Source organism: Pseudomonas parasichuanensis (assembly GCF_021601385.1).
In the GTDB taxonomy this organism is placed as follows: Bacteria; Pseudomonadota; Gammaproteobacteria; order Pseudomonadales; family Pseudomonadaceae; genus Aquipseudomonas; species Aquipseudomonas parasichuanensis.
The window spans coordinates 1-21907 of record NZ_BQHO01000054.1 but is presented as its reverse complement, the minus strand read 5'-3'; the positions used below and the strand labels follow the sequence as shown (position 1 = coordinate 21907).

The following is a 21907-nucleotide window of genomic DNA, read 5'->3' as shown; positions in this document are numbered from 1 at the left end:
CTCCCCTATTTCACCCTCCAAACCGACCTCCCCACCCCCGACGCCCTGGCCCACGCCAGCCAGCTGCTGCGCGGCGTCAGCGAAACCCTCGACGAACACTGCCGGCTGCACGCCGGCGACCTGGGCCTGCACATGCTCAGCAACGCCGCCTACGCCGCCGATATGGCGCCTGCCCTGATCGAACAGACGATGGCCCGTAACGACGGCCCCCAGGAGCCACGCCCATGAGCGACGACCTGAAAACCTGCACCACCCAGGGCAGCGAAACCTGCCTGGAAATGTTCCGTGTGCAGTCGGGCATTCCGCTGCCGCGAGTGCTGGATGAGATTTCGGTGTTGCTCGGCTGTATCCGCCACCTGTCCACCGAGGCGGAAATGGAAGGGGACCTGCTGGCGGGGAGTGCGGCCCGTATCTTGAGCGATATGGCCAAGGCGTTGATCAACGATGTGGAGCGGGGGGTGAACAGGGTGGATCGTTAAGCTGAAACAGCATGGGGTCGCTGTGCGACCCTTTCGCTGGCAAGCCAGCTCCCACAAAGGGCTACGTTGATCTCTGTGGGAGCCGGCTTGCCGGCGATAGGGCTGCAAAGCAGCCCCAGGAAGCGTCAGTTCAACACCCGCGCCGGCTCATCCGGCGGCAGGTTGTCCCGCACCCGTGGCGGTCGCGGCTGCCCTGGCCCGGCACCGCCCAGCTGATCGGCCAACTGCTGCGCCACATCTTCGCCCAGCGCCTTCGACACATCGCGTACCACCCGTGGGCGGTTCAGCGTCACGCGGCGGTCGCGGCCATTCACCAATTTGGTGTCCTGCCCCTCACCCATGGCGGTAAACGCCGAGGTGATTTCGAACGTGCGGGTGTTGATCAGGCTGAAGTCGGCCACCACGCTCAGGCCCAGCACCGCGGAATAGCTATCGGTGTGGTCGAGCGCATTGATGTCCTGCTGGAAGTCGATGTCCGACAGGGTACCGAACAGCACGTAGTCGGCGCCCTTGAACGCGCCGTTCTTGATACGGCGGATCACATCGAACACGTCCTCCTTGGCGCTGGCCGTGTAAGGGGTGCCCTGGACCAGCTGGAACATGCCGGTCTTGAGGATCTCGCCCTTGATATCACCGCCGAACTTGCGCAGCTCGGTCTGCTCGATGTAGCTGTTGAGGCTCTCGTACTCGCTGTAGCTCGACTGGCCACTGGCGTGGTACATGCCGGCCTGGGCACTGCTCTGGGCGTTGACGGTGTGGATGTACTCCTGCACCCGCTCCTCATAGGCCAGGTCGGTCACCGCCACCTTGGGGGCCGCCTGCGCGCCGAAGGCGCAGGCCAGGCCGATGATTGCCATCCATGCACGCATCGGTCAGCGCTCCGTGGTCTTGCGGATTTCTTTTTCGTCCATCCACTCGGCCAGGCCGCTTTCCACGTCGATCAGTTGCAGGCTGAACTTGTAGAACACGTCCTTGTAGTCGCTGCTGCGCTTGACGATGGAGCTGATCGAGCCTTCCAGGCGGTACTTGGCGGCGATCATGTTGCCGGTCTTGGCCACCGTGTTCTTCTTGTACAGGCCGCTCTGGTTCTGCAGCTTGAGCTGGTCGACCTGGCTTTGCATCTCGGTGTTGTCGCTGGCGAAGCGGGCAGTGCCGGACTTCATCAGCTGGGTCTTGATCGAGGTGGTGATCTCGCGGGTATCGATGTACTCGCTGGTCTTGTTCTTCACGTCGTACACCTGCACCACCGGGCGGCCGTGCAGCACGCCGGACTGGGCCAGGGAACGGGTCATGCTCTCGGCGATCATCTGCAGGTCGGTGGAGCCGAACTCGTTGGTAACCAGCTCCACGGCCTTGTTGTCGCCATAGCTGATGTTCTTGCCGCCGAGAACCGGCGAAGGGGTGCTGCAGCCGCTGACCAGGGCGATGGCGAGGGCGGCGAGGGAAAGGCGTGCAAACATGTCAAATGCTCCTGAAAGGGTTTACCGGGTGTGGACTTCGAGGCGGAAGTCGGTGGCCTTGCTGGTCGGTGCGATGGCGGGCAGGAACTTGGCCTGCTTGCCGTACAGCGGCAGGGCCTTCCAGCCTTCTTCGTCGGCTACCGGGAAGCCGCTGTTGTCCAGCCAGGCGAAGCGGTAGAACAGGGTCTGGTTGCTGCGGCTGGTGTTGTTCAGCGCCACGTTGACAGTGAGGAAGCCGTTTTCGCGGGCGACGCGCATCTGGCCGATTTCGATGTCGTCCAGCTGGCCCATGGTCACCACCTTGCTGGCGGCGCTGCCTGGGGCAGGGGGCGGGGTGGCGCAGCCGGCGAGCAGGGCGACGGCGGCCAGGGCGAGGCATGTTCTGCGCATGTTCGATCCTTGTTTCACTTGAGGCTGGCGACGGCTTGTGCCGGGGCCTGCGGGGCAACTTCGACAGCGGGGCCGCCAGCGAATACGCGGTTGCCGACCACGCGCAGGCTCACCACCTGATACGGGCGGTCGACCTTGACCTTCACCTGGGTGCCGCCAAGGCTCGACGGCAGGCCCAGCTGGTGTTCGCCTTGCTTGAGGCGCACGCGTGCCACCTGGGTCTCGTTGGGCAGGGTGCGCCAGGTGCGGGTGTCGGCGCCTTCGAGCACGGTCCCGGCAATGCCCACCACCAGGCCGGCCATCGGGTTGGCCTTGTTCAGGTTCTTCTGGGCCACACCGCGGCTGATGGCGCGCACACTGGTGCGCAGGATGATGCCGGGCATGTCGTCACGCAGGGCGCGGCGCGACATGGCGCTGGTGCTGTTGAGCGCGGTCAGGGCCAGGGCTTTGTCGTTGAGCTGGATTTCGCTGAGGTGAGCGGTGGAGGTGTCTTCCTTCATCACCGGGAACGACAGCGGGGTGATCACCAGGTTGTTCTCGATCGGCAGCGGCAGGGGGATGCGAATCGAATCGCGGGCGGGGGCCAGGCCGGTCTGCACCACGATCAGCACATCGCTCTCGCCGGCCTTGGCGCTGTTGCTGTCCAGCTCCAGCAGGGCCTGGTCCAGCAGCGGGGTGTTCGGGCGCAGTTCGGCGGCCTTGCGGTAGCCCGGCGCGGCCAGGCCTTTTTCGCCCAGGGCTTCATAGACATAACCGGACAGGTAGTGGCTGAAGGCGCTCTGGTAGCTGTTCTTCAGGTTGACCACTTCAGGTGCGTCGAGGCTGGCGACCGGGTAGCCCTGCAGATCCTTGTACTCGGTCTTGATGCCTTCCTTGTCGGCTTCTTCCTCGCGCTTGAGGTACTCCTTGTCGCGCAGTTCGGCGATTACCGCTTCACGCTCGTGGGTCTTCTTGATCTCGGTGCGCGCGCCATCGAAGTCGTTTTGTGCCAGCAGGTTGAGGGCCATCTGCGTGGTCAGCATGACTTTTTCGTAGTCGTAGCCTTCGTAGCGGCGGACCTTGTCGTTGACCAGGTAGCTGCCGAACTGGCTCAGGTACTTGTCGGTGTCGAGCTTGACCGACTCTTCCCACTGCACCACCACGCTGTCGGCGGAGCGCCAGGCGGCCTGGCTGCCCTGCAGATCGCCCTTGGAGCGCAGCAGTTCGCCTTTTTCGAAGTAGTAGAGCAGGTCCTTTTGTTCACCTTTGTTGTTGCCTTCCAGCAGTGCCAGGGCGGCGTCGACATTGCCGGCGGCCAGCTGCTGATTGGTGGCTTGCAGTTCACTGTCGTAGCTGCGGAACACCGAGCAACCGGTCAGTTGTACAGCGGCGACGAGGGTCGCCAGGGTTAGAGCGCGGGATACCATCGGACTTCTTCTTCCCTGAATCAGTTGAGGCCACGGGGGCGGGGCGGCGGGCCCTCTGGTCATTGCCAGAACCTCTCGTTGGAGGCGCTTTGATTGCGAATGGCTATTACGGCGGCGCGGGATTATACCGAAAGTAATGGCTTAGTGATGGCGAATTGATGTGTTCTGCGGGCCATTGCCATCAGTCGGAAAATCATGCTCACGGGCCGTCCATCGCCAATTTGTCGCAAGATTTTTCATGAAATCTGCCCCCGAACCTTGAGGGACGCAGAGTGGAAGTGAACAATGTTCACTTTCGTATTTACATTGAGACTGGCCATGAATTCCCGTTCCCGCCTGCTTGCCTTGCTGCTCGCTCCGATGCTGCTGTGCAGCGCCCTGGCGCAGGCAGAGGCCCCCGCCGATGCAACCAAGGCCCTGCATCTGCTGGACTACATTGGCGCCGACTACCCGCCGACGGTGCGTGACGGCAAGGTGGTGGACACCGGCGAATACCTTGAGCAGCAGGAGTTCAGTGGGGTCCTGGCCGAGTTGGTCAAGGGCCTGCCGGCCAACCCCGAGCGCGCTGCGCTGGAACAGGGTGTACAGGGCCTGCGCCAGGCCATCGACCAGCGCCAGGAGGGTGCGGGTGTCGCCCGGCAGGCCCGCCAGTTGGGTGCCCGCCTGGCGGTGGCCTACGAGGTCAGCCAGGCGCCGATCATTACCCCCGACCCGGCCCGCGGTGCGGCGCTTTATGTGCAGAACTGCTCGATCTGCCACGGTGACACCGGCTTGGGTGACGGCCCGGCCGGCCTGGGCCTCGAGCCGCCACCGGCCAACCTGCGCAACGTTGCGCGGCTGGACCAGCTGAGCCTGTACGACCTGTACAACACCCTCGGGCTGGGGATCGAAGGCACCGAGATGCCGTCGTTCGCCGACCAGCTCGACGAGCGCCAGCGCTGGGACGTAGCGGCTTATATCGCCAGCTTCAGCGCCGACCCGCAGGCGGTCGTGGGTGACAAGACCTGGAACATTGCCGACCTGGCCCGCCAGACGCCCGCCGAAGTGGCCGCCAACGAGGGGCCCGATGCCGTAGCCGCCTTCCGTGCCCAGCGTGCCAAGCCGCCGCAGGCCAAGCGCGGCCCGGCGCAGTTGCTCGACTACACCGCCAGCACCCTGGACAAGAGCCTGGCGGCCTACCGCGCCGGCGACCACGACCAGGCCTACGACCTGTCGGTGGCGGCCTACCTGGAAGGCTTCGAACTGGTCGAAAGCTCCCTGGACAACATCGACGCCCAGGTGCGCAAGGACACCGAGAAGTCGCTGATGGCCTACCGTCAGTCGCTGCAGGACGGCCTGCCGCTGGCCCAGGCCGAACAACGCCTGGACACCGCCAAGAGCAAACTCAAGCAAGCCGCCAAACTGCTGGGCAGCGATGGCCTGAGCTGGTCGCTGAGCTACATCTCCGGCCTGCTGATCCTGCTGCGCGAGGGCCTGGAAGCAATCCTGGTGCTGGCGGCAATCCTCGCCTTCCTGCGTAACACCGGCCAGCAGTCGGCGGTGCGCAGCGTCAATATCGGCTGGGGCCTGGCGCTGGTTGCCGGCTTCGCCACCTGGGCCCTGGCGGCCTATGTGATCAACGTGGGCGGCGCCCAGCGCGAGCTGCTCGAAGGCTGCACGGCGCTGTTCGCCTCGGTGATGGTGCTGTGGCTAGGTGTGTGGATGCACGACCGCCGCCATGCCGCCGCCTGGCAGAACTACATCAAGAGCAGCCTGGTCAGTGGCGGCGGGCGCTTCGGTTTTGCCCTGCTGGCGTTCTTCTCGGTGTACCGCGAGCTGTTCGAAGTGATCCTGTTCTACGAAACCCTGTGGCTGCAGGCCGGCCCGGCCGGGCACCAGGCAGTGCTGGCGGGCGGCGCCACGGCGCTGGTGCTGCTGGTGGGCCTGGCCTGGGTGATCCTGCGCGGCTCGGCGAAATTGCCGCTGGCGCTGTTCTTCAGCATCAACGCGGCCTTGCTGTGCGCGCTGTCGGTGGTGTTCGCCGGGCATGGCGTCAAGGCGCTGCAGGAAGCCGGTGTGCTGGGTACGCGGCCGGTGGCGTTCTTCGAGTTCGACTGGCTGGGCATTCATGCCGATGCCTACTCGCTGGGCGCGCAGGCGCTGGCGTTGCTGGCGATCGTGTGCCTGTACGGGCGTAGCCGGTTGGCCGAGAAGCGCAGGGCGACGGCTGGCTGAGGGGCCGCTGCGCAGCCCATCGCGACGCAAGGCCGCTCCTACAGGCATACTGCGGTCCTTGTAGGAGCGGCCTTGTGCCGCGAAAGGAGGGCGCAGCCCTCCCGGTTTTTCGAGGAACAACAGCAATGCGTATATGGATCGATGCCGACGCCTGCCCCAAGGCGGCCAAGGACCTGATCGTCAAGTTCGCCCTCAAGCGCAAGCTGGAGGTGGTGATGGTGGCCGGCCAGCCGCAGATCAAGCCGGCCTTCGCCTGCGTGCGGCTGATCGTGGTACCCAGCGGCATGGACGCAGCCGACGATTACCTGGTGGACAATGCCGTGCCGGGCGAGCTGGTGATCTGCAGCGACGTGCCGCTGGCCGACCGCCTGATCAAGAAGGGCGTGGCGGCGCTGGACCCGCGCGGGCGCGAGTTCGACGAGCGCAACATGGGCGACCGGCTGGCGGTGCGCAACCTGTTCACCGAGCTGCGCGAGCAGGGCCAGGTGGGCGGTGGCCAGGCGCCGTATGGCGAGCGGGAAAAGCAGGCGTTTGCCAATGCGCTGGACCGCATTCTCGGCCGCCTGGCCAAGCGTTGATCACAGGGCGCTGTCGCAGGCAATCAGCTGCCTGACCAGCCCCTGCGCCAGTTGTGACAAGCCATACCCCACCCGGCTGACCACCCCATAGCGGGTGTAGCACGCCTCTTCCTGCTCGGGCGCCAGGTCCGAAAGCTTCAGCGCCACCAGCCCCCCCTCGCGCTGGTACGGCAGCAGGTTGGCGCTGCAGGCGATACCGATGGTGTTCGAGTGCTGCACCACGTTGAGCAGCGCGTAGCCATGCTCGCATTCCACGCTGGGTAAAAAGTCCTGCCGGCCGCTGAGGTCGCTGAGGATCTTGCGGATGTTGGGTGGGCGAAACGTCGTCGCCAGCGGGTAATCGAACAGGTCCCGCGCCCGCACTTCGGCCTGCTCGGTCAGCGGGTGCCCGGCGCGGCAGCAGAAATGCCAGCGCTGCGGCGTCAGCTTGTGCACCTGGTAATCCGGGTCGGCTTCGAACTGGCGGGTGTCGGCGACAAAGAATTCGATCTCTTCGGCCATCAAGCGGCGGTTCAACGCCTGCCAGTTGTCCACCTGGAAGCAGGTGCGCGCCGCCGGGTATTCGGCGACGAAGCGTGCCACCGCCCGGGGCACCAGCCCGCCCGCCGGCGCAGGCCCCGAGCCGAAGCGCACCACGCCCGTGGTGGCGCCATTGAACTGATTGATCTCGTTGACCAGGTTGTGCGCGCCGTGCACCAGCCGCCGTGAGTGCTCCAGCACCAGCAGGCCCTGGCGGGTCGGCGCCAGCTCCTTGCTGGCGCGGTCGACCAGGCGGCAGCCGACGTTGTGCTCGAGCGTCTGGATGCTGCGGCTGAAGGCCGATTGCGAGAGGTTCACCGCGGCTGCCGCGGCGACGAAGCTGCGGTGCTCGACAAGGGCGATGTAGTGGCGGAGCTGGCGCAGGTCGATATGCATTTTCTACATGGAAACTTTCGGTGGAATGCAATTGCTGGGAAGGGTTGTGAACCTTATAAAGGGAGTCACTTATTCCACAAAATATGAATTACAAATATTTATATCACCTAAAAGAATAAAGCCCCTCTGACTGCGATTCGGTTCCGCCAACGGAAATGCTCGCCAGGGCCCATGCCTTCAGGAGCATTTGCATGTCCCGACTTTCCCCATGGCCTGTACGCGCATCGCTGTTTGCCCTGCAACCCCTGGCCGCCGGCCTGCTGCTGGCCGCTGCCGGCAACAGCTTTGCCGAAGAGCCTGTCAACGCCACCCCCGTCGCCAAGCAGGACGCCAAGCTTGGCACCGTGACCGTCAATGCCCGCCGCCGCGAAGAGAGCGCGCAGAGCGTGCCCACGCCGATCAGCGTGCTGAGCAGCGAAACCCTGGAAACCCAGCGTATCTACCGGGTGCAGGACATCCAGCAGCTGGTGCCGAGTACCAACGTGTCCTATGTGCATGCGCGCCAGTCGAGCATCTCCATTCGCGGCCTGGGCAACAACCCGGCCAGCGATGGCCTGGAAGGCAGCGTCGGTGTGTACCTGGACAACGTCTACCTGGGCCGCCCGGGCATGGCGGTGTTCGACCTGCTCGATGTGGAGCAGCTCGAAGTATTGCGTGGCCCGCAGGGCACGCTGTTCGGCAAGAACACCACCGCCGGGGTGCTGAACATCACCACCCGCAAGCCGACCTTCCACCAGGAGGGCAGCGTGCAGTCATCACTGGGCGAGGACGGCTACTGGCAGACCCAGGGCAGCTTCTCCGGGCCGCTCACCGACACCCTCGCCGGGCGTATCAGCGCCTACCACACCGAGGACGACGGTTATGTGAAGAACATCTACAACGGCCACGACCTCAACGGCGGCAAGCGCCAGGGCTTCCGTACCCAGCTGCTGTTCAAGCCCAGCGAAACCTTCAACCTGCGCTGGATCGGCGAGTACAACGAAGAGGACTCCGACAACGGCGTGCTCAGCCTGTACAGCACTGGGCCGACCATCAACGGGGTAAACCGCTACGAAAGCCTGGCCCGCCAGGCCGGCGCCACGCTGGTTTCGGGCAAGGACCGCAAGGTCAATTTCGACTCGGACCAGATGGTCAAGGTATTCCAGGGCGGCACCTCGGTGGAGGCCAACTGGACCTTGCCCAACGACTTCACCCTGACCTCGATTACGGCCTACCGCTGGTGGGATTTCACCCCGCGCAACGATGACGGCCTGAACGTGCCGGTGTTCTACAACGCCGGAGTGTCGGTGCGTGACAAGCAGTACTCGCAGGAAATCCGCCTGGCTTCGCCAACGGGCGGCTTCTTCGACTACGTACTGGGCGCCTACTACTTCAAGCAGGACCTGGACAACAAGTCGTTCACCTACAACGGCCCGCAGGCGGATATCTGGAACCTGACCCCGGCCGGCGCCCTGGCCAATGTCACCACTATCGGCAACGGCCATATCGACACCGACAGCTATGCCCTGTTCGCCCAGGGCACCTGGCACCTCACCGAGCGCCTGGACTTCACCGCCGGGGTGCGCGGCACCTATGAAGAGAAGAGCGCCTGGGTGACTCGCGATGCACCGTTCGGTGGCGCGGCCGTCACCGGTGCCGCGGCCACGGCGCGCCAGGGCAGGGTGGGGGCCTATGATTCGGGTGATCTCAACCAGTACAGCTTTGCCCCTTCCGGGCTGCTCAGCCTGAGCTATCGCTTCAATGATCAGGTACTGGGCTATGCCAGCCTGTCCCACGGCGAGAAGTCCGGCGGGGTCAACCTCACCGTCGGCGCGGCGCCACGGCTGGGCACCGATTCGCTGCTGGTGGGCACCGAGCGCGCCAACAACGCCGAACTGGGGGTCAAGAGCACCCTGCTGGACGGCCGCCTGCAGCTCAACAGCAACCTGTTCTGGACCGAGGTGCACGGCTACCAGGCCAACGTCTACGACCAGGTCAACCGCGTGCAGTACCTGGCCAACGCCGGCAACGTGCGCTCCCGTGGCCTGGAGTTCGAAGCCACGGCCCTGCCGGTGCGCGGCCTCACCGTCAACTTCAATGGCTCGTGGAACGACGTGCGCTACACCCAGTACGACGATGCCCCGTGCCCGCCGGAAGTGAGCCTGGCCAGCGCCACCGCTACCTGCGACCTGTCCGGCCACCAGGTGGTCGGCGCCTCCAAGTACATCGCCAACCTCAACGGCCAGTACAAGTGGCAGCTGAGCGAGCGGATCGAGCCCTACGTCACCGCCAGCTACGCCTTCCGCTCCAAGGCAGTGGGCACCATCGACGACTCCGACTACGGGCAGATCCCCAGCTACGGCATCGTCAACCTGTCCACCGGCGTGCGCCTGGACCAGGGCGACGGCGTGCTCGACCTGTCGCTGTGGGTGAAGAACGCCGGCGACAAGACCTACTTCACCAGCCTGTGGAACTCGGCCAACGGCGGCTATGCCGGCGTGCTGGGCACCCCGCGCACCGTGGGCGCCACCGCCCGTTACGACTTCTGAGCACAAGGAGCTTTGCCATGAATGCCAAGACCCAACCGCACGACCTGCCCGAAGGCGCCTGCGTCACCGCACGGGTGCCCGACCGTGATCAAACCCTGCTGGGCGACGTGGTGGTCAACCCGTACCGCCTGGCGCCGCTGACCGCCATCGTGCGCGACGGAGGCCGCAGCCTGAGTGCCGCCCATGTGCGGGTGCTGGGGCGTGGCGAGCGCGGTGTGGCGATCAGCTACGACGTCTCCGACCGCTCGCTGTGGACTTACGGCGGCATCCCGGTGTTCGGCCTGTACCCCGACCACGTCAACCAGGTGGAGGTGAGCTACAAGCTCGACGGCGAGCGCATCCGCGAACGCTATGAAATCTACGCCCCGGCGGTGCGCCTGCCGGTGGTGGCGAAGCAGACGGCAGCGCTGCCCGAGGTGGAGCCGGTCACGGTCGCGCCCGGTTTCGAGCAGCGCCTGTACCTGTTCAACCACCTGCTGGCGGACATCCCCGGCGGGCGTGCCTTCAAATGGAATGGCCTGGGCGGCGCCGCCGAGTGGGACTCGGTGGGCAACAACTGGATCGCCGACAGCAACGGCGATGTGCGCTGGTACCTGGACATCGAGCAGATTCACGACTCCAACCACCGCGATGGCCTGGGCGGCACCATGGGCTTCCACCAGACCCGCGACGGCAAGCTGATCTGGGGCCAGGGCCAGACCTACTCCAAGTACGACCTGCTCGGCCGGCGCATCTGGCAGCGCAATTTGCCAGACAAGTTCGCCGACTTTTCCCACGAGATCCGCGAGACACCCAACGGCAGCTACCTGCTGCGGGTGGGCACCAGCGACTACCGGCGCCCGGACGGCAAGCGCGTGCGCTCGATCCGCGACCACATCATCGAAGTCAGCGAGGCCGGTGACGTGCTGGACTTCTGGGACCTCAACCAGATCCTCGACCCGTACCGCGGCGACCTGCTGGAAACCCTGGGCAAGGCAGCGATCCAGCTGCCGGATGGCGTACACAAACAGGACGAGCGCCTGGCCAACGAGCTGGCCGAGGGCGACCTGCCGTTCGGTGACACGCCGGGGGTGGGCACCGGGCGCAACTGGGCCCACGTCAACGCCATCGACTACGACGCCGATGACGACAGCATCATCGTTTCAGCACGGCATCAGGGTGTGGTGAAGATCGGCCGCGACAAGCAGGTGAAGTGGATCCTCGCCTCGCCCCAGGGCTGGCCGGCGCATTTGCAGGACAAGGTGCTCAAGCCGGTGGGCGAGGGCTTCGAATGGTCGTGGACCCAGCACACCGCCTGGCTGACCGGCTATGGCACGCTGACCGTGTTCGACAATGGCTGGGGCCGGGATTTTGCCTCGACCAAGCTCAGCGGCAACTACAGCCGGGCGGTGGAGTACAAGGTCGACGAGGCCAAGGGCACGGTGGAGCAGGTGTGGCAGTACGGCAAGGAGCGGGGGGATGAGTGGTACAGCCCGATCACTTCGGTGGTGGCCTACCGGGCGGACACCGACACCCAGTTCATCTATTCCGCGTCGGTGAATTTCCTGACTCCCGAGAAGCTCACCACCACGGTGCTCAATGAAGTGCGCCGGGGCACACAGGAGGTGGCGGTGGAGCTGAAAGTGCACAGCCGGCAGCCGGGGAGTGTGGGGTATCGGGCGTTGGTGATCGATCTCGACAAGGCATTCTGACCCGTCTTCTACTAGCCTTTGACGGCCTCATCGCGGGCAAGCCCGCTCCCACAGGAACCGCGTGGTCCTTGTGGGAGCGGGCTTGCCCGCGATGAGGCCGTTTGCTTTGGCGCAGTTCTGGAAATCAGACGGGGTGTTCAACCATTCGTTCTTTTTTTCGAACAGCCTATTGTCCAACACCCCAGCCCCCGCTTAGCATTCCGTTTGAGATTTCAAACGCTCAGCGCCCAGGCGTCGAACACCCGGGTACACGAATTCCTGACGGCCGCCCCCCCATGGGGGCGCCTTTTCAACAATCAATAATTCGCGCCGCGCCGTGCCGCAGCGCAGTTAAGGGAAGCCGACATGCAGCTCAAAGACGCTCAGTTGTTCCGCCAGCAAGCCTTCATCAACGGTGAATGGCTGGATGCGGACAGCGGTCAGACCATCAAGGTGACCAACCCGGCCACCGGTGAAGTCATCGGTACCGTGCCGAAGATGGGCGCCGCTGAAACCCGCCGCGCCATCGAGGCCGCCGACAAGGCGCTGCCGGCCTGGCGTGCACTGACCGCCAAAGAGCGTGCCGGCAAGCTGCGCCGCTGGTTCGAACTGATGATCGAGCACCAGGACGACCTGGCCCGCCTGATGACCACCGAGCAGGGCAAGCCGCTGGCCGAAGCCAAGGGCGAAATCGCCTATGCCGCTTCGTTCATCGAGTGGTTCGCCGAAGAAGCCAAGCGTGTCTACGGCGATGTCATCCCAGGCCACCAGCCCGACAAGCGCCTGATCGTCATCAAGCAGCCGATCGGCGTCACCGCCGCCATCACCCCGTGGAACTTCCCGGCCGCGATGATCACCCGTAAAGCCGGCCCGGCCCTGGCCGCCGGTTGCACCATGGTGCTCAAGCCTGCTTCGCAGACCCCGTACTCCGCCCTGGCCCTGGTCGAGCTGGCCACCCGCGCCGGCATCCCGGCTGGCGTGCTCAGCGTGATCACCGGCAGCGCCGGCGAAGTCGGTTCCGAGCTGACCGGCAACTCCCTGGTACGCAAGCTGTCCTTCACCGGCTCGACCGAAATCGGTCGCCAGCTGATGGAAGAATGCGCCAAGGACATCAAGAAGGTTTCCCTGGAGCTGGGCGGCAACGCGCCGTTCATCGTGTTCGACGACGCCGACCTGGACAAGGCGGTCGAGGGCGCGATCATCTCCAAGTACCGCAACAACGGCCAGACCTGCGTCTGCGCCAACCGTATCTACGTGCAGGACGGCGTCTACGAGGCGTTCGCCGAGAAGCTCAAGGCCGCAGTGGCCAAGCTGAAAATCGGTAACGGCCTGGAAGAAGGCACCACCACCGGCCCGCTGATCGACGGCAAGGCTGTTGCCAAGGTCCAGGAGCACATCGAAGACGCCGTCTCCAAAGGCGCCAAGGTGCTGTCCGGCGGCAAGCTGATCGAAGGCAACTTCTTCGAGCCGACCATCCTGGTCGACGTGCCGAAGACTGCCGCAGTCGCTAAAGAAGAGACCTTCGGCCCGCTGGCGCCGCTGTTCCGCTTCAAGGACGAGGCCGAAGTCATCGCCATGTCCAACGACACCGAGTTCGGCCTGGCCTCGTACTTCTACGCCCGCGACATGAGCCGTGTGTTCCGTGTTGCCGAGGCCCTGGAATACGGCATGGTCGGTATCAACACCGGCCTGATCTCCAACGAAGTCGCGCCGTTCGGCGGTATCAAGGCCTCGGGCCTGGGCCGCGAAGGTTCCAAGTACGGTATCGAGGACTACCTCGAAATCAAATACCTGTGCATCAGCGTCTGATCGCTGACTGACAGAGCAGTATTTACCTCTGCCAGCGGGGCGCGAGAGCGACGCCTCGCTGGTCTTTTTGACACCGCGGTACCTGGTGGCCAGGGCGTTCACGACAGTCGATCAACGAATACTGAACGTGAACACACCCAGCCACCCCCGAATAACAGCGCCGTCAGAGTCGGCGCGAATGAGGGCATTATGAGCAAGACCAACGAATCCTTGATGCAACGCCGTGTCGCCGCCGTCCCACGTGGCGTTGGCCAGATTCACCCGATCTTCGTCGATACCGCGAAGAACTCGACGGTGATCGACGTTGAAGGCCGCGAACTGATCGACTTCGCCGGCGGCATCGCAGTACTGAACACCGGCCACCTGCACCCGAAAGTGGTCGCGGCCGTGCAAGAGCAGCTGACCAAGGTCAGCCACACCTGCTTCCAGGTGCTGGCCTACGAGCCCTACGTCGAGCTGTGCGAGAAGATCAACAAGCTGGTCCCAGGTGACTTCGACAAGAAGACCCTGCTGGTCACCACCGGCTCCGAAGCCGTCGAGAACGCCGTCAAGATCGCCCGTGCCGCCACCGGCCGCGCTGGCGTGATCGCCTTCACCGGCGGTTACCACGGCCGTACCATGATGACCCTGGGCCTGACCGGCAAGGTCGTGCCGTACTCCGCTGGCATGGGCCTGATGCCAGGCGGCGTGTTCCGTGCCCTGTTCCCGAGCGAGCTGCACGGCGTGAGCGTTGACGACGCCATCGCTTCGGTCGAGCGCATCTTCAAGAACGACGCCGAGCCGCGCGACATTGCCGCGATCATCCTCGAGCCGGTACAAGGCGAAGGCGGCTTCCTGCCAGCGCCGAAAGAGCTGATGAAGCGCCTGCGCGCCCTGTGCGACCAGCACGGCATCCTGCTGATCGCTGACGAAGTGCAGACCGGCGCTGGCCGTACCGGCACCTTCTTCGCCATGGAGCAGATGGGCGTCGCGCCTGACCTGACCACCTTCGCCAAGTCCATCGCTGGCGGCTTCCCGCTGGCCGGTGTGTGCGGCAAGGCCGAGTACATGGACGCCATCGCCCCGGGCGGCCTGGGCGGCACCTACGCAGGTTCCCCAATTGCCTGCGCCGCGGCCCTGGCCGTGATCGAAGTGTTCGAAGAAGAGAAACTGCTGGACCGCAGCAAGGCTGTCGGCGAGCGCCTGACCGCTGGCCTGCGTGAAATCCAGAAGAAGTACCCGATCATCGGCGACGTCCGTGGTCTGGGCTCGATGATCGCTGTGGAAGTGTTCGAGAAGGGTACCCACACCCCGAACGCTGCCGCCGTTGGCCAGGTTGTCGCCAAGGCGCGTGAAAAGGGCCTGATCCTGCTGTCCTGCGGCACTTATGGCAACGTCCTGCGCATTCTGGTGCCGCTGACCGCCGAAGACGCACTGCTGGACAAAGGCCTGGCGATCATCGAAGAGTGCTTCGCTGAACTTGCCTGAATGTGACACGCTTGACGAAAAAACCCGCCTAGGCGGGTTTTTTTTATGCCGTTTGTCGGCATCTGGCGCTAAGGTTGTACGAGGATTCCGTGGAAGCTGCGAAGGATCGCGCGCCATTACCAGGAGACTCGTTCATGAGCGCCGCCGACCCCATCCCCCCTTGTGTCTTGATTGCCGAGGGCGACCCTTGGGTGCGTGACATGCTCAGCGAAATGCTGCTCAGCGTGCGTTGCGACGCACGCCTGCACGTCTGTGCCGATGGCCCCCAGGCGCTGAGCGCACTGGCAACCAAGCCCGACCTGATCATCGCAGCCCGCGAACTCGCCGGGCTCGATGGCCTCGACCTGCTGCGCAAGGTGCGCAGGCAGGCCGAACAGCCCGGCATGCCGTTCATCCTCATGAGCAACCGCACCGACACCGCCAGCGTGCGCGAAGCGTTGCCGCTACACCCCACCGCCTACCTGAGCAAACCGCTCGACCTGGACAACCTGCGCAAACGCCTGGAAGACCTGCTGGTGCACGTCGGCGAGCAGATTGCCTGCCCGGTCCCGGCGCTGGCACCGGGGCTCAAGCTGTCGGCCTTCCTCGAACAGCGCCGCGCGACCGCCGACGGCGGCCCGCTGTTCGCCGACGTGCAGGTGGCGATCAAGCGCGCCCTCAACCCCGAGGGCCTGAACCTCAAGGTGCTCGAGGAGGAGGTACGCAACGACCCGCAGATCACCGGGGTGCTGATCGCCGCCGCCAACAGTGCCGCCATGCACCGCGATGCGCCGGTGCAGACCTTGATGCAGGCGCTGAACAAGCTCGGCAGCACCCAGAGCATGAACCTCATACTGGGCCTGACCCTCAAGCGCAGTGCGCGCTTGAGCGACCCCTTGCTGGCGCGGCACGCTGCCCGCTACTGGGACTTTTCCCTGCACACCGCCGAGTACGGCCGCACCCTGGCACGCATGCTCGAGGTGGACGAAGGCCGTTGCTACTGCGCGGGGCTGTTGCATTGCCTGGGTGACCTGGCGGTGCTGCGCACCTTGCAGGAGTGGCGCCTGGCGGGCGGCGAACTGGATGAAGACCAGGTGCAGTTGTCGCTCAACGAATTCGGCGCGCCGTTCGGCTCGGCGCTGCGTACCCGCTGGCGCTTGCCGCTGAACCTGCGCGAGCTGATCGCCGCGGTGTATCAGTTGGGCGGCGGTGTTTACTCACGGGAGATCCTGGCCATGAGCCTGGCTGGCCAGCTGGCGCGGCTCAAACCCAGCGAAGGGCTGGAGAAGGTCGCCAGCGGCAAGACGGCGCGCTTGCTCAAGCTCGGGCTGCCGGAGCTGACGCGGTTGCGCAAGGTGGACCCTGAAGCGGTGGCGCGGGAGGAGGCTGAGCGCCTGGCGGCACAGGCTGCTGAAAGCGAGCCGGAAGTTGATTTGCTCGTACCGCCCCCAGCAGATGCCGAGCCCGCGGACGGCGAAGAGCGCCAGGCCTGAGCCGCGCGGCGGTGTTGCATCAGGCTTGGGATCGGTCCTACAGGTATTGCGGACGTCCGTTCGTATCCATGGAAGTGCTTCAGGCGTAGTTTTCCTGCCAACCCACCAATGGAATGGCAGGAAGGTTGTGGCTGAAGATGAGCACGTACAGATACCGTGTGGCCTGCGCTATCAGGTCTATCGTTCCAGGGCTCGAACACTCGCCCATGAAGCATTCTCCAAAAGGTACTGCACGTCTGGTGCTGAGCTCGACGTTGAAAAGGTGCGTTTCGAGCCAATTGGAAACAGGGCGGTCGAGGCTTTGCAGTCCTGGGGCAAGCAAACTCACCACTTTCCCTGGGAGGAGGTTTCACGCTGGGCTGATCGAGATCTCAAGGGATTCGACGTTTCGTTGTGGTCTGGGCATATGCTCTGCGGCCTCTGCTACGCCAGCCCCCGCAGAAGCAATCACTGCATAAAGATCATTCTGCTGGAGGGTAAACCAGGCCCGAAGAATCCATTGAGAGGCCTGGTGGCCCCGCTGTTGCTGTTTGCTGTTATTGAATACGCACGGATGCTCAGGTGCTCGCAGATCGAGGTTCAACAACCCGATCCGGGTGTCGAATTTTTGTACTTATCCCTTGGTTTCGTACGTGATCCTGCCGGGCGCCTTGTGAAGCCGGTAGCGTCGACTGACGAACAAACCACTATCCAGATATCAGAGGTGCCCATGAACTATTCGACAAGTTCCAGGAAGGCGGCATTGATCAAGCGATACGCTGCCGAAGCTGACGCCCTTGCTGGCGAAATCACCGACCAGCAGTGGCATATTCTCGATGTCGCGCTCCGGGAGGGCCGGGAGAAAGAGCCTGAAGGTGTGCTGGCCGGGCCACGTAGCGGCCCGATCGACTACGAGTGGCTCTTAGCTGTTACGAAATGAAATGAGCTACTTGCTGCACGTTACGGGTGGGTAAGCCGGTCAGCCTTTTACGATCTGGTTCTTGCCCTGCCGCTTGGCGCGGTACATCGCCGCATCAGCTCTGGCGAACAGGCTGTCGAGCGTGTCGTCCTCATCGGTCAACCCGGTCAGCCCCTGGCTAACGGTCACGCCGTACGTCTGCTGCCCATGGCTGAAACTCAGGCACTGGATCTCCCGCTGCAGGCGCTCGGCAATCTGCTCGGCCATTTGCGCAGTGCAGCCGGGGAACACCGCGGCGAACTCCTCACCACCGATCCGCCCAAACTGGTCACCACGCCGCAGCACGGCTTTGCCGCTGTCGGCGATGCGTTGCAGCACCTGGTCGCCTTCCTGGTGGCCGTAGCTGTCGTTGATCAGCTTGAAGTCATCGATATCCAACAGCAGGAACGCCAGTGGCGTGCCATCTTCCCGGGCGTTGTCGAACGCTTGCTGGGCGCATTCGAAGAAGTGCCGGCGGTTGCTGCTTTGCGTGAGTACGTCGGTAGTGGCCAGACGTTGCAACTCGCCTTCGAGCTGCTTCTTTTCGGTGATGTCCTCGGCGATGCCGACGATGATTACCCGCTGGTCACCCTCGCGCTGTTGGTTGATGTAGCACTTGTCGCTGACCCAGCGCACTTCGCCGGCGCCATTGAGGATGCGGTACTCGCGGTCTTCGACGGTGCCCTTGACCAGTACCTGGGCCAGGCTGCGCTCGGCGTATTCGAGGTCGTCCGGGTAGATGGCGTCGCGCCATTCGTTGTAGTCGGCCAGTACCAGGCTGGCCGGGCGACCGAACAGGCGTTCGTAGGCGGGGCTGACGTAGAGTACCTGGCGGGTTTCCCAGTCGAAGGCCCAGAGCACGGCGTTGACGCTGTCGAGCAGCGACGAATAAAGCTGTTCGCGCTCGCTCAGGCGGGCCACTTCACCTTGGGCATGCAGCAGGGCGAGCAGGGTCTGGGCCGCTTCGGGGCGGGGAGGGTCGGTGAACGTGGGCGGGAGGTCTTTGGCCATGAGCACGGAACGGTTCTCGACGTGGGGCGTGCGGCCACAAATCGGCCCGCCACGCGGACGATGTGCCGCGTTGGAGTGGTATCGAGGGGGGAAGTTCCGGGCGGCACGCCCCATTGCGGGGCGTGCCGATCAACGGCAGTCAGTTGCCTGTAGGGCGCAGCGAGTAGGTCTTGAGTTGCGCAGCGAAATCACGCAGCGACTGGATGCCGCTGGCCTCGGCCTCGTGCACCCAGTCCTTCATGGCGGCGAGCATGTCGTGGCCGTTGGCGCTGGTACGCGCCCAGATCTGCTGCAGCGCCAGGCGTTTCTCGTAGATGGTCTTGAGCGCCTGGCTGTGCGCCAGCATCGACTCGATGCGCACGTGATGACGGTCCTGCAGCAGGCTGGTCTCACGCGACAGCAGGCGTTTGGCACGGCGGAAGCGGTGGCGTACCGAGGCGTCGACCTTGTCCAGCTCCTGTTTGACCAAGGGGCCGATCACCAGCTTGCGGTACTGGGCCATGATCTGGAACCGGTTGTTGAGGATGGCCATGGCGGTGTCCATGTCCAGCGACGCCTTGCCCTCGACCCGATGGGCGATGGGCGCCACCCGTTGCACCTTGGCCAGGCGCAGCATGCTCAGCAGGCGGATCCACATCCAGCCCATGTCGAACTCCCAGCGGCGTACCGAGAGCTTGGCCGAGTTGGGGTAGGTGTGGTGATTGTTGTGCAGCTCTTCACCGCCAATGATGATGCCCCAAGGCACCAGGTTGGTGGCGGCGTCGCGGCATTCGAAGTTGCGGTAGCCCACCGCATGACCGAGGCCGTTGACCACGCCAGCGGCCCAGAACGGAATCCACATCATCTGCACGGCCCAGATGGTGATGCCGATGGTGCCGAACAGCAGCAGGTCGATCACCGCCATCAGGGCGATGCCGCCGAGCTTGTAGCGCGTGTAGAGGTTGCGTTCGATCCAGTCGTCCGGGCAGTTCTTGCCATAGATGCGCAGCGTTTCCTCGTTGCGCGCCTCTTCGCGATAGAGTTCGGCGCCCTTGCGCAGCACGGTGCCCAGGCCCTTGTGCACAGGGCTGTGCGGGTCGTCGGGGGTTTCGCACTTGGCGTGGTGCTTGCGGTGGATGGCGGTCCACTCGCGGGTGTTCTGCGCGGTGGTGAGCCACAGCCAGAAGCGGAAGAAATGCTTGAGCCCCGCGTTCAGCTCCAGCGCCCGGTGCGCGGAGTAGCGGTGCAGGTAAATGGTGACGCTGACGATGGTCACATGGGTCATCAGCAGGGTGACGGCGACCAGTTGCCAGGCCGACAGATCGAGTAAACCGTAGTACCACATAGCGGGTAAAACCCTCGTAAACACAGGGGAACAGCGCTGGCATTATCCCTTGGCGGGCAAATAAAACCAGTCTGCCTTTTTGATAGGAAGTCACAGGGTGTTTCAGCCTTTATAATGCCCCCTCATTTTCCATGGGCTCACCGACCCGACATGTCTGTTTCCGTTCGCGACGCCTTGCGTATGGCCGGGCTCTACCTGCTGCTCTCGATCCTCTGGCTGACGCTGTCGGAGCTGGTCTTGCAGCGCATGTCCGAGGACCCGCTCGCGCTGACCGTGGGCCGGCAGATCAACGTGGTGGTCTGGGTGTTGCTCAGTGCCTTGCTGATCTTCGTCTCGCGCGCCCGGCTGTTGAACTTCATCGGCATCGGCGCACGCCTGCGCAGTGAAGACCGCGAGCGCCTGCGCATGGCCGCGGCGGTGTTCGACAGCACCCTCGAAGGCGTGCTGGTGACCGACCGCAACGGCCTGATCGTGCACGTCAACCGGGCCTTCATGCGCATCACCGGGTACCAGCAGGACGAGGTCATCGGCCAGCGCCCGAGCAAGTTCAAGTCTGGCCGCCATGGCGCGCCGTTCTACCAGCAGATCTACGCCGCGCTCCACGCCAAGGGCGAGTGGAGTGGCGAGATCTGGAACCGCCGCAAGAGCGGCGAGATCTACCCGCAATGGCAGACCATCTGCGCCATTCGCGACGACAGCGGCGACCTCAGCCACTACGTGGCGGTGTTCAGCGACATCAGCGCGATCAAGCACACTGAGCAGGAGCTGGCCTACCTTGCCCACCACGACCCGCTGACCGGGCTGCCCAACCGGATGTTGTTCAACGACCGTGCCGAGCAGGCGCTGGCCGCCGCGCAGCTGAACAAACGCGGTTGCGCCCTGCTGTTGCTCGACCTCGATCATTTCCAGAGCATCAACGACGGCCTCGGCCACACCATTGGCGACCAGTTGCTCAAACTGGTGGGTGAACGCCTGCGCGAGGTGGTGGGCCATGGCGTCACCCTGGCTCGCCTGGGTGGCGACGAATTTGGCGTGCTGGCCGAGAACTGCCAGCAGGTCGGCCAGGCCGGCAAGCTGGCGCAAGGCATTATCGAGCGCTTGCGTGAGCCCTTCAGCTTTGACGACAACCGCCTGTTCATCAGTGCCAGCATCGGCATCAGCCTGTTCCCCAGCGATGCGTTGAGTGCCGAACAGCTGCTGCGCAACGCCGACTCGGCGCTGTTCAAGGCCAAGAGCAGTGGCCGCGCCTGTTACGCGCTGTACACCGAGGAACTGACCGCCCACGCCCAGCACCGGGTCGAAACCGCCGGCGAACTGCGCCGGGCGCTGGAGCACGAGGAACTGCGGGTGTTCTTCCAGCCGGTGCACGACCTGTTCAGCGCAAAGATGATCGGCGTCGAAGCGCTGGTGCGCTGGCAGCATCCCCAGCGCGGCCTGGTACCGCCAGGTGAGTTCATTCCGATTGCCGAGCGCACCGGGCTGATTGCCGAGATCGACGCCTGGGTGTTGCGCCAGGCCTGCCGGCAGATGGTGCAGTGGCAGCAGGACGGTCGGGTGCTGGCGTTCGTCGCGGTCAACATTTCCAGCCGCCTGTTCAGCCAGCGCGAGTTGTACCGGCAGGTGGCCGATGTGCTGCACGACACCGGCCTCGACCCCGCGTTGCTGGAGCTGGAAGTCACCGAAAGCGCGGTAATGGAAGACCCGGAAGTGGCGCTGGAGCAGCTGCATCGGCTGCGCGAATTGGGCCTGACCCTGGCCATCGACGACTTCGGCACCGGCTACTCCTCCTTGCTGCGCCTCAAGCGCCTGCCGGTGCAGAAGCTGAAGATCGACCAGGGCTTCGTCGCGGGCCTGCCCTTCGACGATGACGACATCGCCATCGTCCGGGTGATCATCGCCCTGGCGCGCAGCATGGGCATGCAGGTGCACGCCGAAGGCATCGAGCAGGCCGAGCAGGCGCGCTTCCTGCTGGAGCAGCAGTGCCAGCTGGGGCAGGGGTACTGGTTCGGGCGGCCTGTGCCTGCGCAGGAGCTGCACTGGGGCTGACATCGTTGGTGCAGTTGGTTGTAGGAGCGATTTCCTCAGCGCTTGTTCAAGCCCCTGGCCAACCGGTCCCCACCCAGCTGAATCACCGCCACCAGCGCCACCAGCATGACGATCACCGTCAGCATGATCTGGCTGTCGAAGCGCTGATAGCCATAGCGGTAGGCGATATCACCCCGCCCCCCAGCCCCTGTCCCTTATACA

General features: G+C 64.4%; 18 protein-coding genes and 1 pseudogene. 11 read left to right on the top strand and 8 right to left on the bottom strand.

Annotation, left to right across the window (positions count from 1 at the left end):
- Positions 1 to 228: hypothetical protein (locus L6D77_RS26010; protein ID WP_236170201.1), on the top strand; the 228-nt coding region annotated here is incomplete at its 5' end.
- The gene (locus L6D77_RS26005; protein ID WP_232885158.1) at positions 225 to 479 is read left to right on the top strand and encodes a DUF3077 domain-containing protein; all 255 of its coding nucleotides are present in this window, start codon (positions 225 to 227) and stop codon (positions 477 to 479) included. The genes L6D77_RS26010 and L6D77_RS26005, both read left to right, overlap by 4 nt.
- Before the next feature lie 125 nt (positions 480 to 604).
- Here the strand turns inward: L6D77_RS26005 and L6D77_RS26000 are convergent, their stop codons facing one another.
- The 4 genes from L6D77_RS26000 to L6D77_RS25985 are packed head-to-tail and all read right to left on the bottom strand — an operon-like array spanning position 605 to position 3735.
- Positions 605 to 1348: an error-prone DNA polymerase family protein gene (locus tag L6D77_RS26000; protein WP_232885159.1), complete on the bottom strand. Its 744-nt coding sequence runs from the start codon at positions 1346 to 1348 to the stop codon at positions 605 to 607.
- A gap of 3 nt (positions 1349 to 1351) precedes the next feature.
- Positions 1352 to 1939: a penicillin-binding protein activator LpoB gene (gene lpoB / locus L6D77_RS25995; protein WP_232885160.1), complete on the bottom strand. Its 588-nt coding sequence runs from the start codon at positions 1937 to 1939 to the stop codon at positions 1352 to 1354.
- Positions 1940 to 1960: 21 nt separating this feature from the next.
- A complete protein-coding gene (locus L6D77_RS25990) occupies positions 1961 to 2329 on the bottom strand; it encodes a YcfL family putative periplasmic lipoprotein (protein WP_232885161.1) in 369 nt (122 codons plus the stop codon).
- A gap of 14 nt (positions 2330 to 2343) precedes the next feature.
- A complete protein-coding gene (locus L6D77_RS25985) occupies positions 2344 to 3735 on the bottom strand; it encodes a COG3014 family protein (RefSeq protein ID WP_232885162.1) in 1392 nt (463 codons plus the stop codon).
- A 285-nt stretch (positions 3736 to 4020) separates the two neighbouring features.
- On the opposite strand from L6D77_RS25985, the gene L6D77_RS25980 reads away from it, so the two are divergent.
- On the top strand, positions 4021 to 5949 hold the full coding sequence (locus tag L6D77_RS25980) for an FTR1 family protein (RefSeq protein ID WP_232885163.1): 1929 nt from the start codon (positions 4021 to 4023) through the stop codon (positions 5947 to 5949).
- A gap of 125 nt (positions 5950 to 6074) precedes the next feature.
- Positions 6075 to 6527: a YaiI/YqxD family protein gene (locus L6D77_RS25975; protein ID WP_110992060.1), complete on the top strand. Its 453-nt coding sequence runs from the start codon at positions 6075 to 6077 to the stop codon at positions 6525 to 6527.
- On the opposite strand, the gene L6D77_RS25970 is transcribed toward L6D77_RS25975, so the two are convergent.
- Entirely contained in the window at positions 6528 to 7442 is a 915-nt protein-coding gene (locus L6D77_RS25970) for a LysR family transcriptional regulator (RefSeq protein ID WP_232885164.1), read from the bottom strand.
- Between the two features lie 155 nt (positions 7443 to 7597).
- On the opposite strand from L6D77_RS25970, the gene L6D77_RS25965 reads away from it, so the two are divergent.
- From L6D77_RS25965 to L6D77_RS25940, 6 genes are all read left to right on the top strand, one after another.
- Entirely contained in the window at positions 7598 to 9970 is a 2373-nt protein-coding gene (locus L6D77_RS25965; RefSeq protein ID WP_373870644.1) for a TonB-dependent receptor, read from the top strand.
- A 17-nt stretch (positions 9971 to 9987) separates the two neighbouring features.
- Positions 9988 to 11661 (top strand): aryl-sulfate sulfotransferase, encoded by a 1674-nt coding sequence (locus L6D77_RS25960; RefSeq protein WP_232885166.1) that lies wholly within the window; start codon positions 9988 to 9990, stop codon positions 11659 to 11661.
- Positions 11662 to 12006: 345 nt separating this feature from the next.
- Positions 12007 to 13449: an NADP-dependent succinate-semialdehyde dehydrogenase gene (gene gabD / locus L6D77_RS25955; RefSeq protein ID WP_153785451.1), complete on the top strand. Its 1443-nt coding sequence runs from the start codon at positions 12007 to 12009 to the stop codon at positions 13447 to 13449.
- 189 nt (positions 13450 to 13638) lie between these two features.
- On the top strand, positions 13639 to 14916 hold the full coding sequence (gene gabT / locus L6D77_RS25950; protein ID WP_232885167.1) for a 4-aminobutyrate--2-oxoglutarate transaminase: 1278 nt from the start codon (positions 13639 to 13641) through the stop codon (positions 14914 to 14916).
- Positions 14917 to 15050: 134 nt separating this feature from the next.
- Complete coding sequence (locus L6D77_RS25945; RefSeq protein WP_232885168.1) at positions 15051 to 16388, top strand: response regulator; 1338 nt, start codon at positions 15051 to 15053, stop codon at positions 16386 to 16388.
- A gap of 127 nt (positions 16389 to 16515) precedes the next feature.
- On the top strand, positions 16516 to 17307 hold the full coding sequence (locus tag L6D77_RS25940) for a hypothetical protein (RefSeq protein WP_232885169.1): 792 nt from the start codon (positions 16516 to 16518) through the stop codon (positions 17305 to 17307).
- 39 nt (positions 17308 to 17346) lie between these two features.
- Here the strand turns inward: L6D77_RS25940 and L6D77_RS25935 are convergent, their stop codons facing one another.
- Positions 17347 to 18336 (bottom strand): GGDEF domain-containing protein, encoded by a 990-nt coding sequence (locus L6D77_RS25935; protein WP_232885170.1) that lies wholly within the window; start codon positions 18334 to 18336, stop codon positions 17347 to 17349.
- A gap of 139 nt (positions 18337 to 18475) precedes the next feature.
- Positions 18476 to 19660 (bottom strand): delta-9 fatty acid desaturase DesA, encoded by a 1185-nt coding sequence (gene desA / locus L6D77_RS25930; RefSeq protein WP_232885171.1) that lies wholly within the window; start codon positions 19658 to 19660, stop codon positions 18476 to 18478.
- A gap of 150 nt (positions 19661 to 19810) precedes the next feature.
- On the opposite strand from desA, the gene dibA reads away from it, so the two are divergent.
- Positions 19811 to 21706, top strand: a complete 1896-nt coding sequence (dibA, locus tag L6D77_RS25925; protein WP_232885172.1) for a phosphodiesterase DibA — start codon at positions 19811 to 19813, stop codon at positions 21704 to 21706.
- 35 nt (positions 21707 to 21741) lie between these two features.
- Here dibA and L6D77_RS25920 read toward each other — a convergent pair.
- Positions 21742 to 21894: pseudogene (locus L6D77_RS25920) on the bottom strand (ABC transporter permease); the annotation flags it as partial.
- Positions 21895 to 21907 lie beyond the last annotated feature (13 nt).

Coding starts and splice junctions, on each gene's coding strand:
- L6D77_RS26005 (WP_232885158.1), top strand. CDS start 225: ATGAGCGACGACCTGAAAACCTGCACCACCCAGGGCAGCGAAACCTGC.
- L6D77_RS26000 (WP_232885159.1), bottom strand. CDS start 1,348: ATGCGTGCATGGATGGCAATCATCGGCCTGGCCTGCGCCTTCGGCGCG.
- lpoB (WP_232885160.1), bottom strand. CDS start 1,939: ATGTTTGCACGCCTTTCCCTCGCCGCCCTCGCCATCGCCCTGGTCAGC.
- L6D77_RS25990 (WP_232885161.1), bottom strand. CDS start 2,329: ATGCGCAGAACATGCCTCGCCCTGGCCGCCGTCGCCCTGCTCGCCGGC.
- L6D77_RS25985 (WP_232885162.1), bottom strand. CDS start 3,735: ATGGTATCCCGCGCTCTAACCCTGGCGACCCTCGTCGCCGCTGTACAA.
- L6D77_RS25980 (WP_232885163.1), top strand. CDS start 4,021: ATGTTCACTTTCGTATTTACATTGAGACTGGCCATGAATTCCCGTTCC.
- L6D77_RS25975 (WP_110992060.1), top strand. CDS start 6,075: ATGCGTATATGGATCGATGCCGACGCCTGCCCCAAGGCGGCCAAGGAC.
- L6D77_RS25970 (WP_232885164.1), bottom strand. CDS start 7,442: ATGCATATCGACCTGCGCCAGCTCCGCCACTACATCGCCCTTGTCGAG.
- L6D77_RS25965 (WP_373870644.1), top strand. CDS start 7,598: ATGCTCGCCAGGGCCCATGCCTTCAGGAGCATTTGCATGTCCCGACTT.
- L6D77_RS25960 (WP_232885166.1), top strand. CDS start 9,988: ATGAATGCCAAGACCCAACCGCACGACCTGCCCGAAGGCGCCTGCGTC.
- gabD (WP_153785451.1), top strand. CDS start 12,007: ATGCAGCTCAAAGACGCTCAGTTGTTCCGCCAGCAAGCCTTCATCAAC.
- gabT (WP_232885167.1), top strand. CDS start 13,639: ATGAGCAAGACCAACGAATCCTTGATGCAACGCCGTGTCGCCGCCGTC.
- L6D77_RS25945 (WP_232885168.1), top strand. CDS start 15,051: ATGAGCGCCGCCGACCCCATCCCCCCTTGTGTCTTGATTGCCGAGGGC.
- L6D77_RS25935 (WP_232885170.1), bottom strand. CDS start 18,336: ATGGCCAAAGACCTCCCGCCCACGTTCACCGACCCTCCCCGCCCCGAA.
- desA (WP_232885171.1), bottom strand. CDS start 19,660: ATGTGGTACTACGGTTTACTCGATCTGTCGGCCTGGCAACTGGTCGCC.
- dibA (WP_232885172.1), top strand. CDS start 19,811: ATGTCTGTTTCCGTTCGCGACGCCTTGCGTATGGCCGGGCTCTACCTG.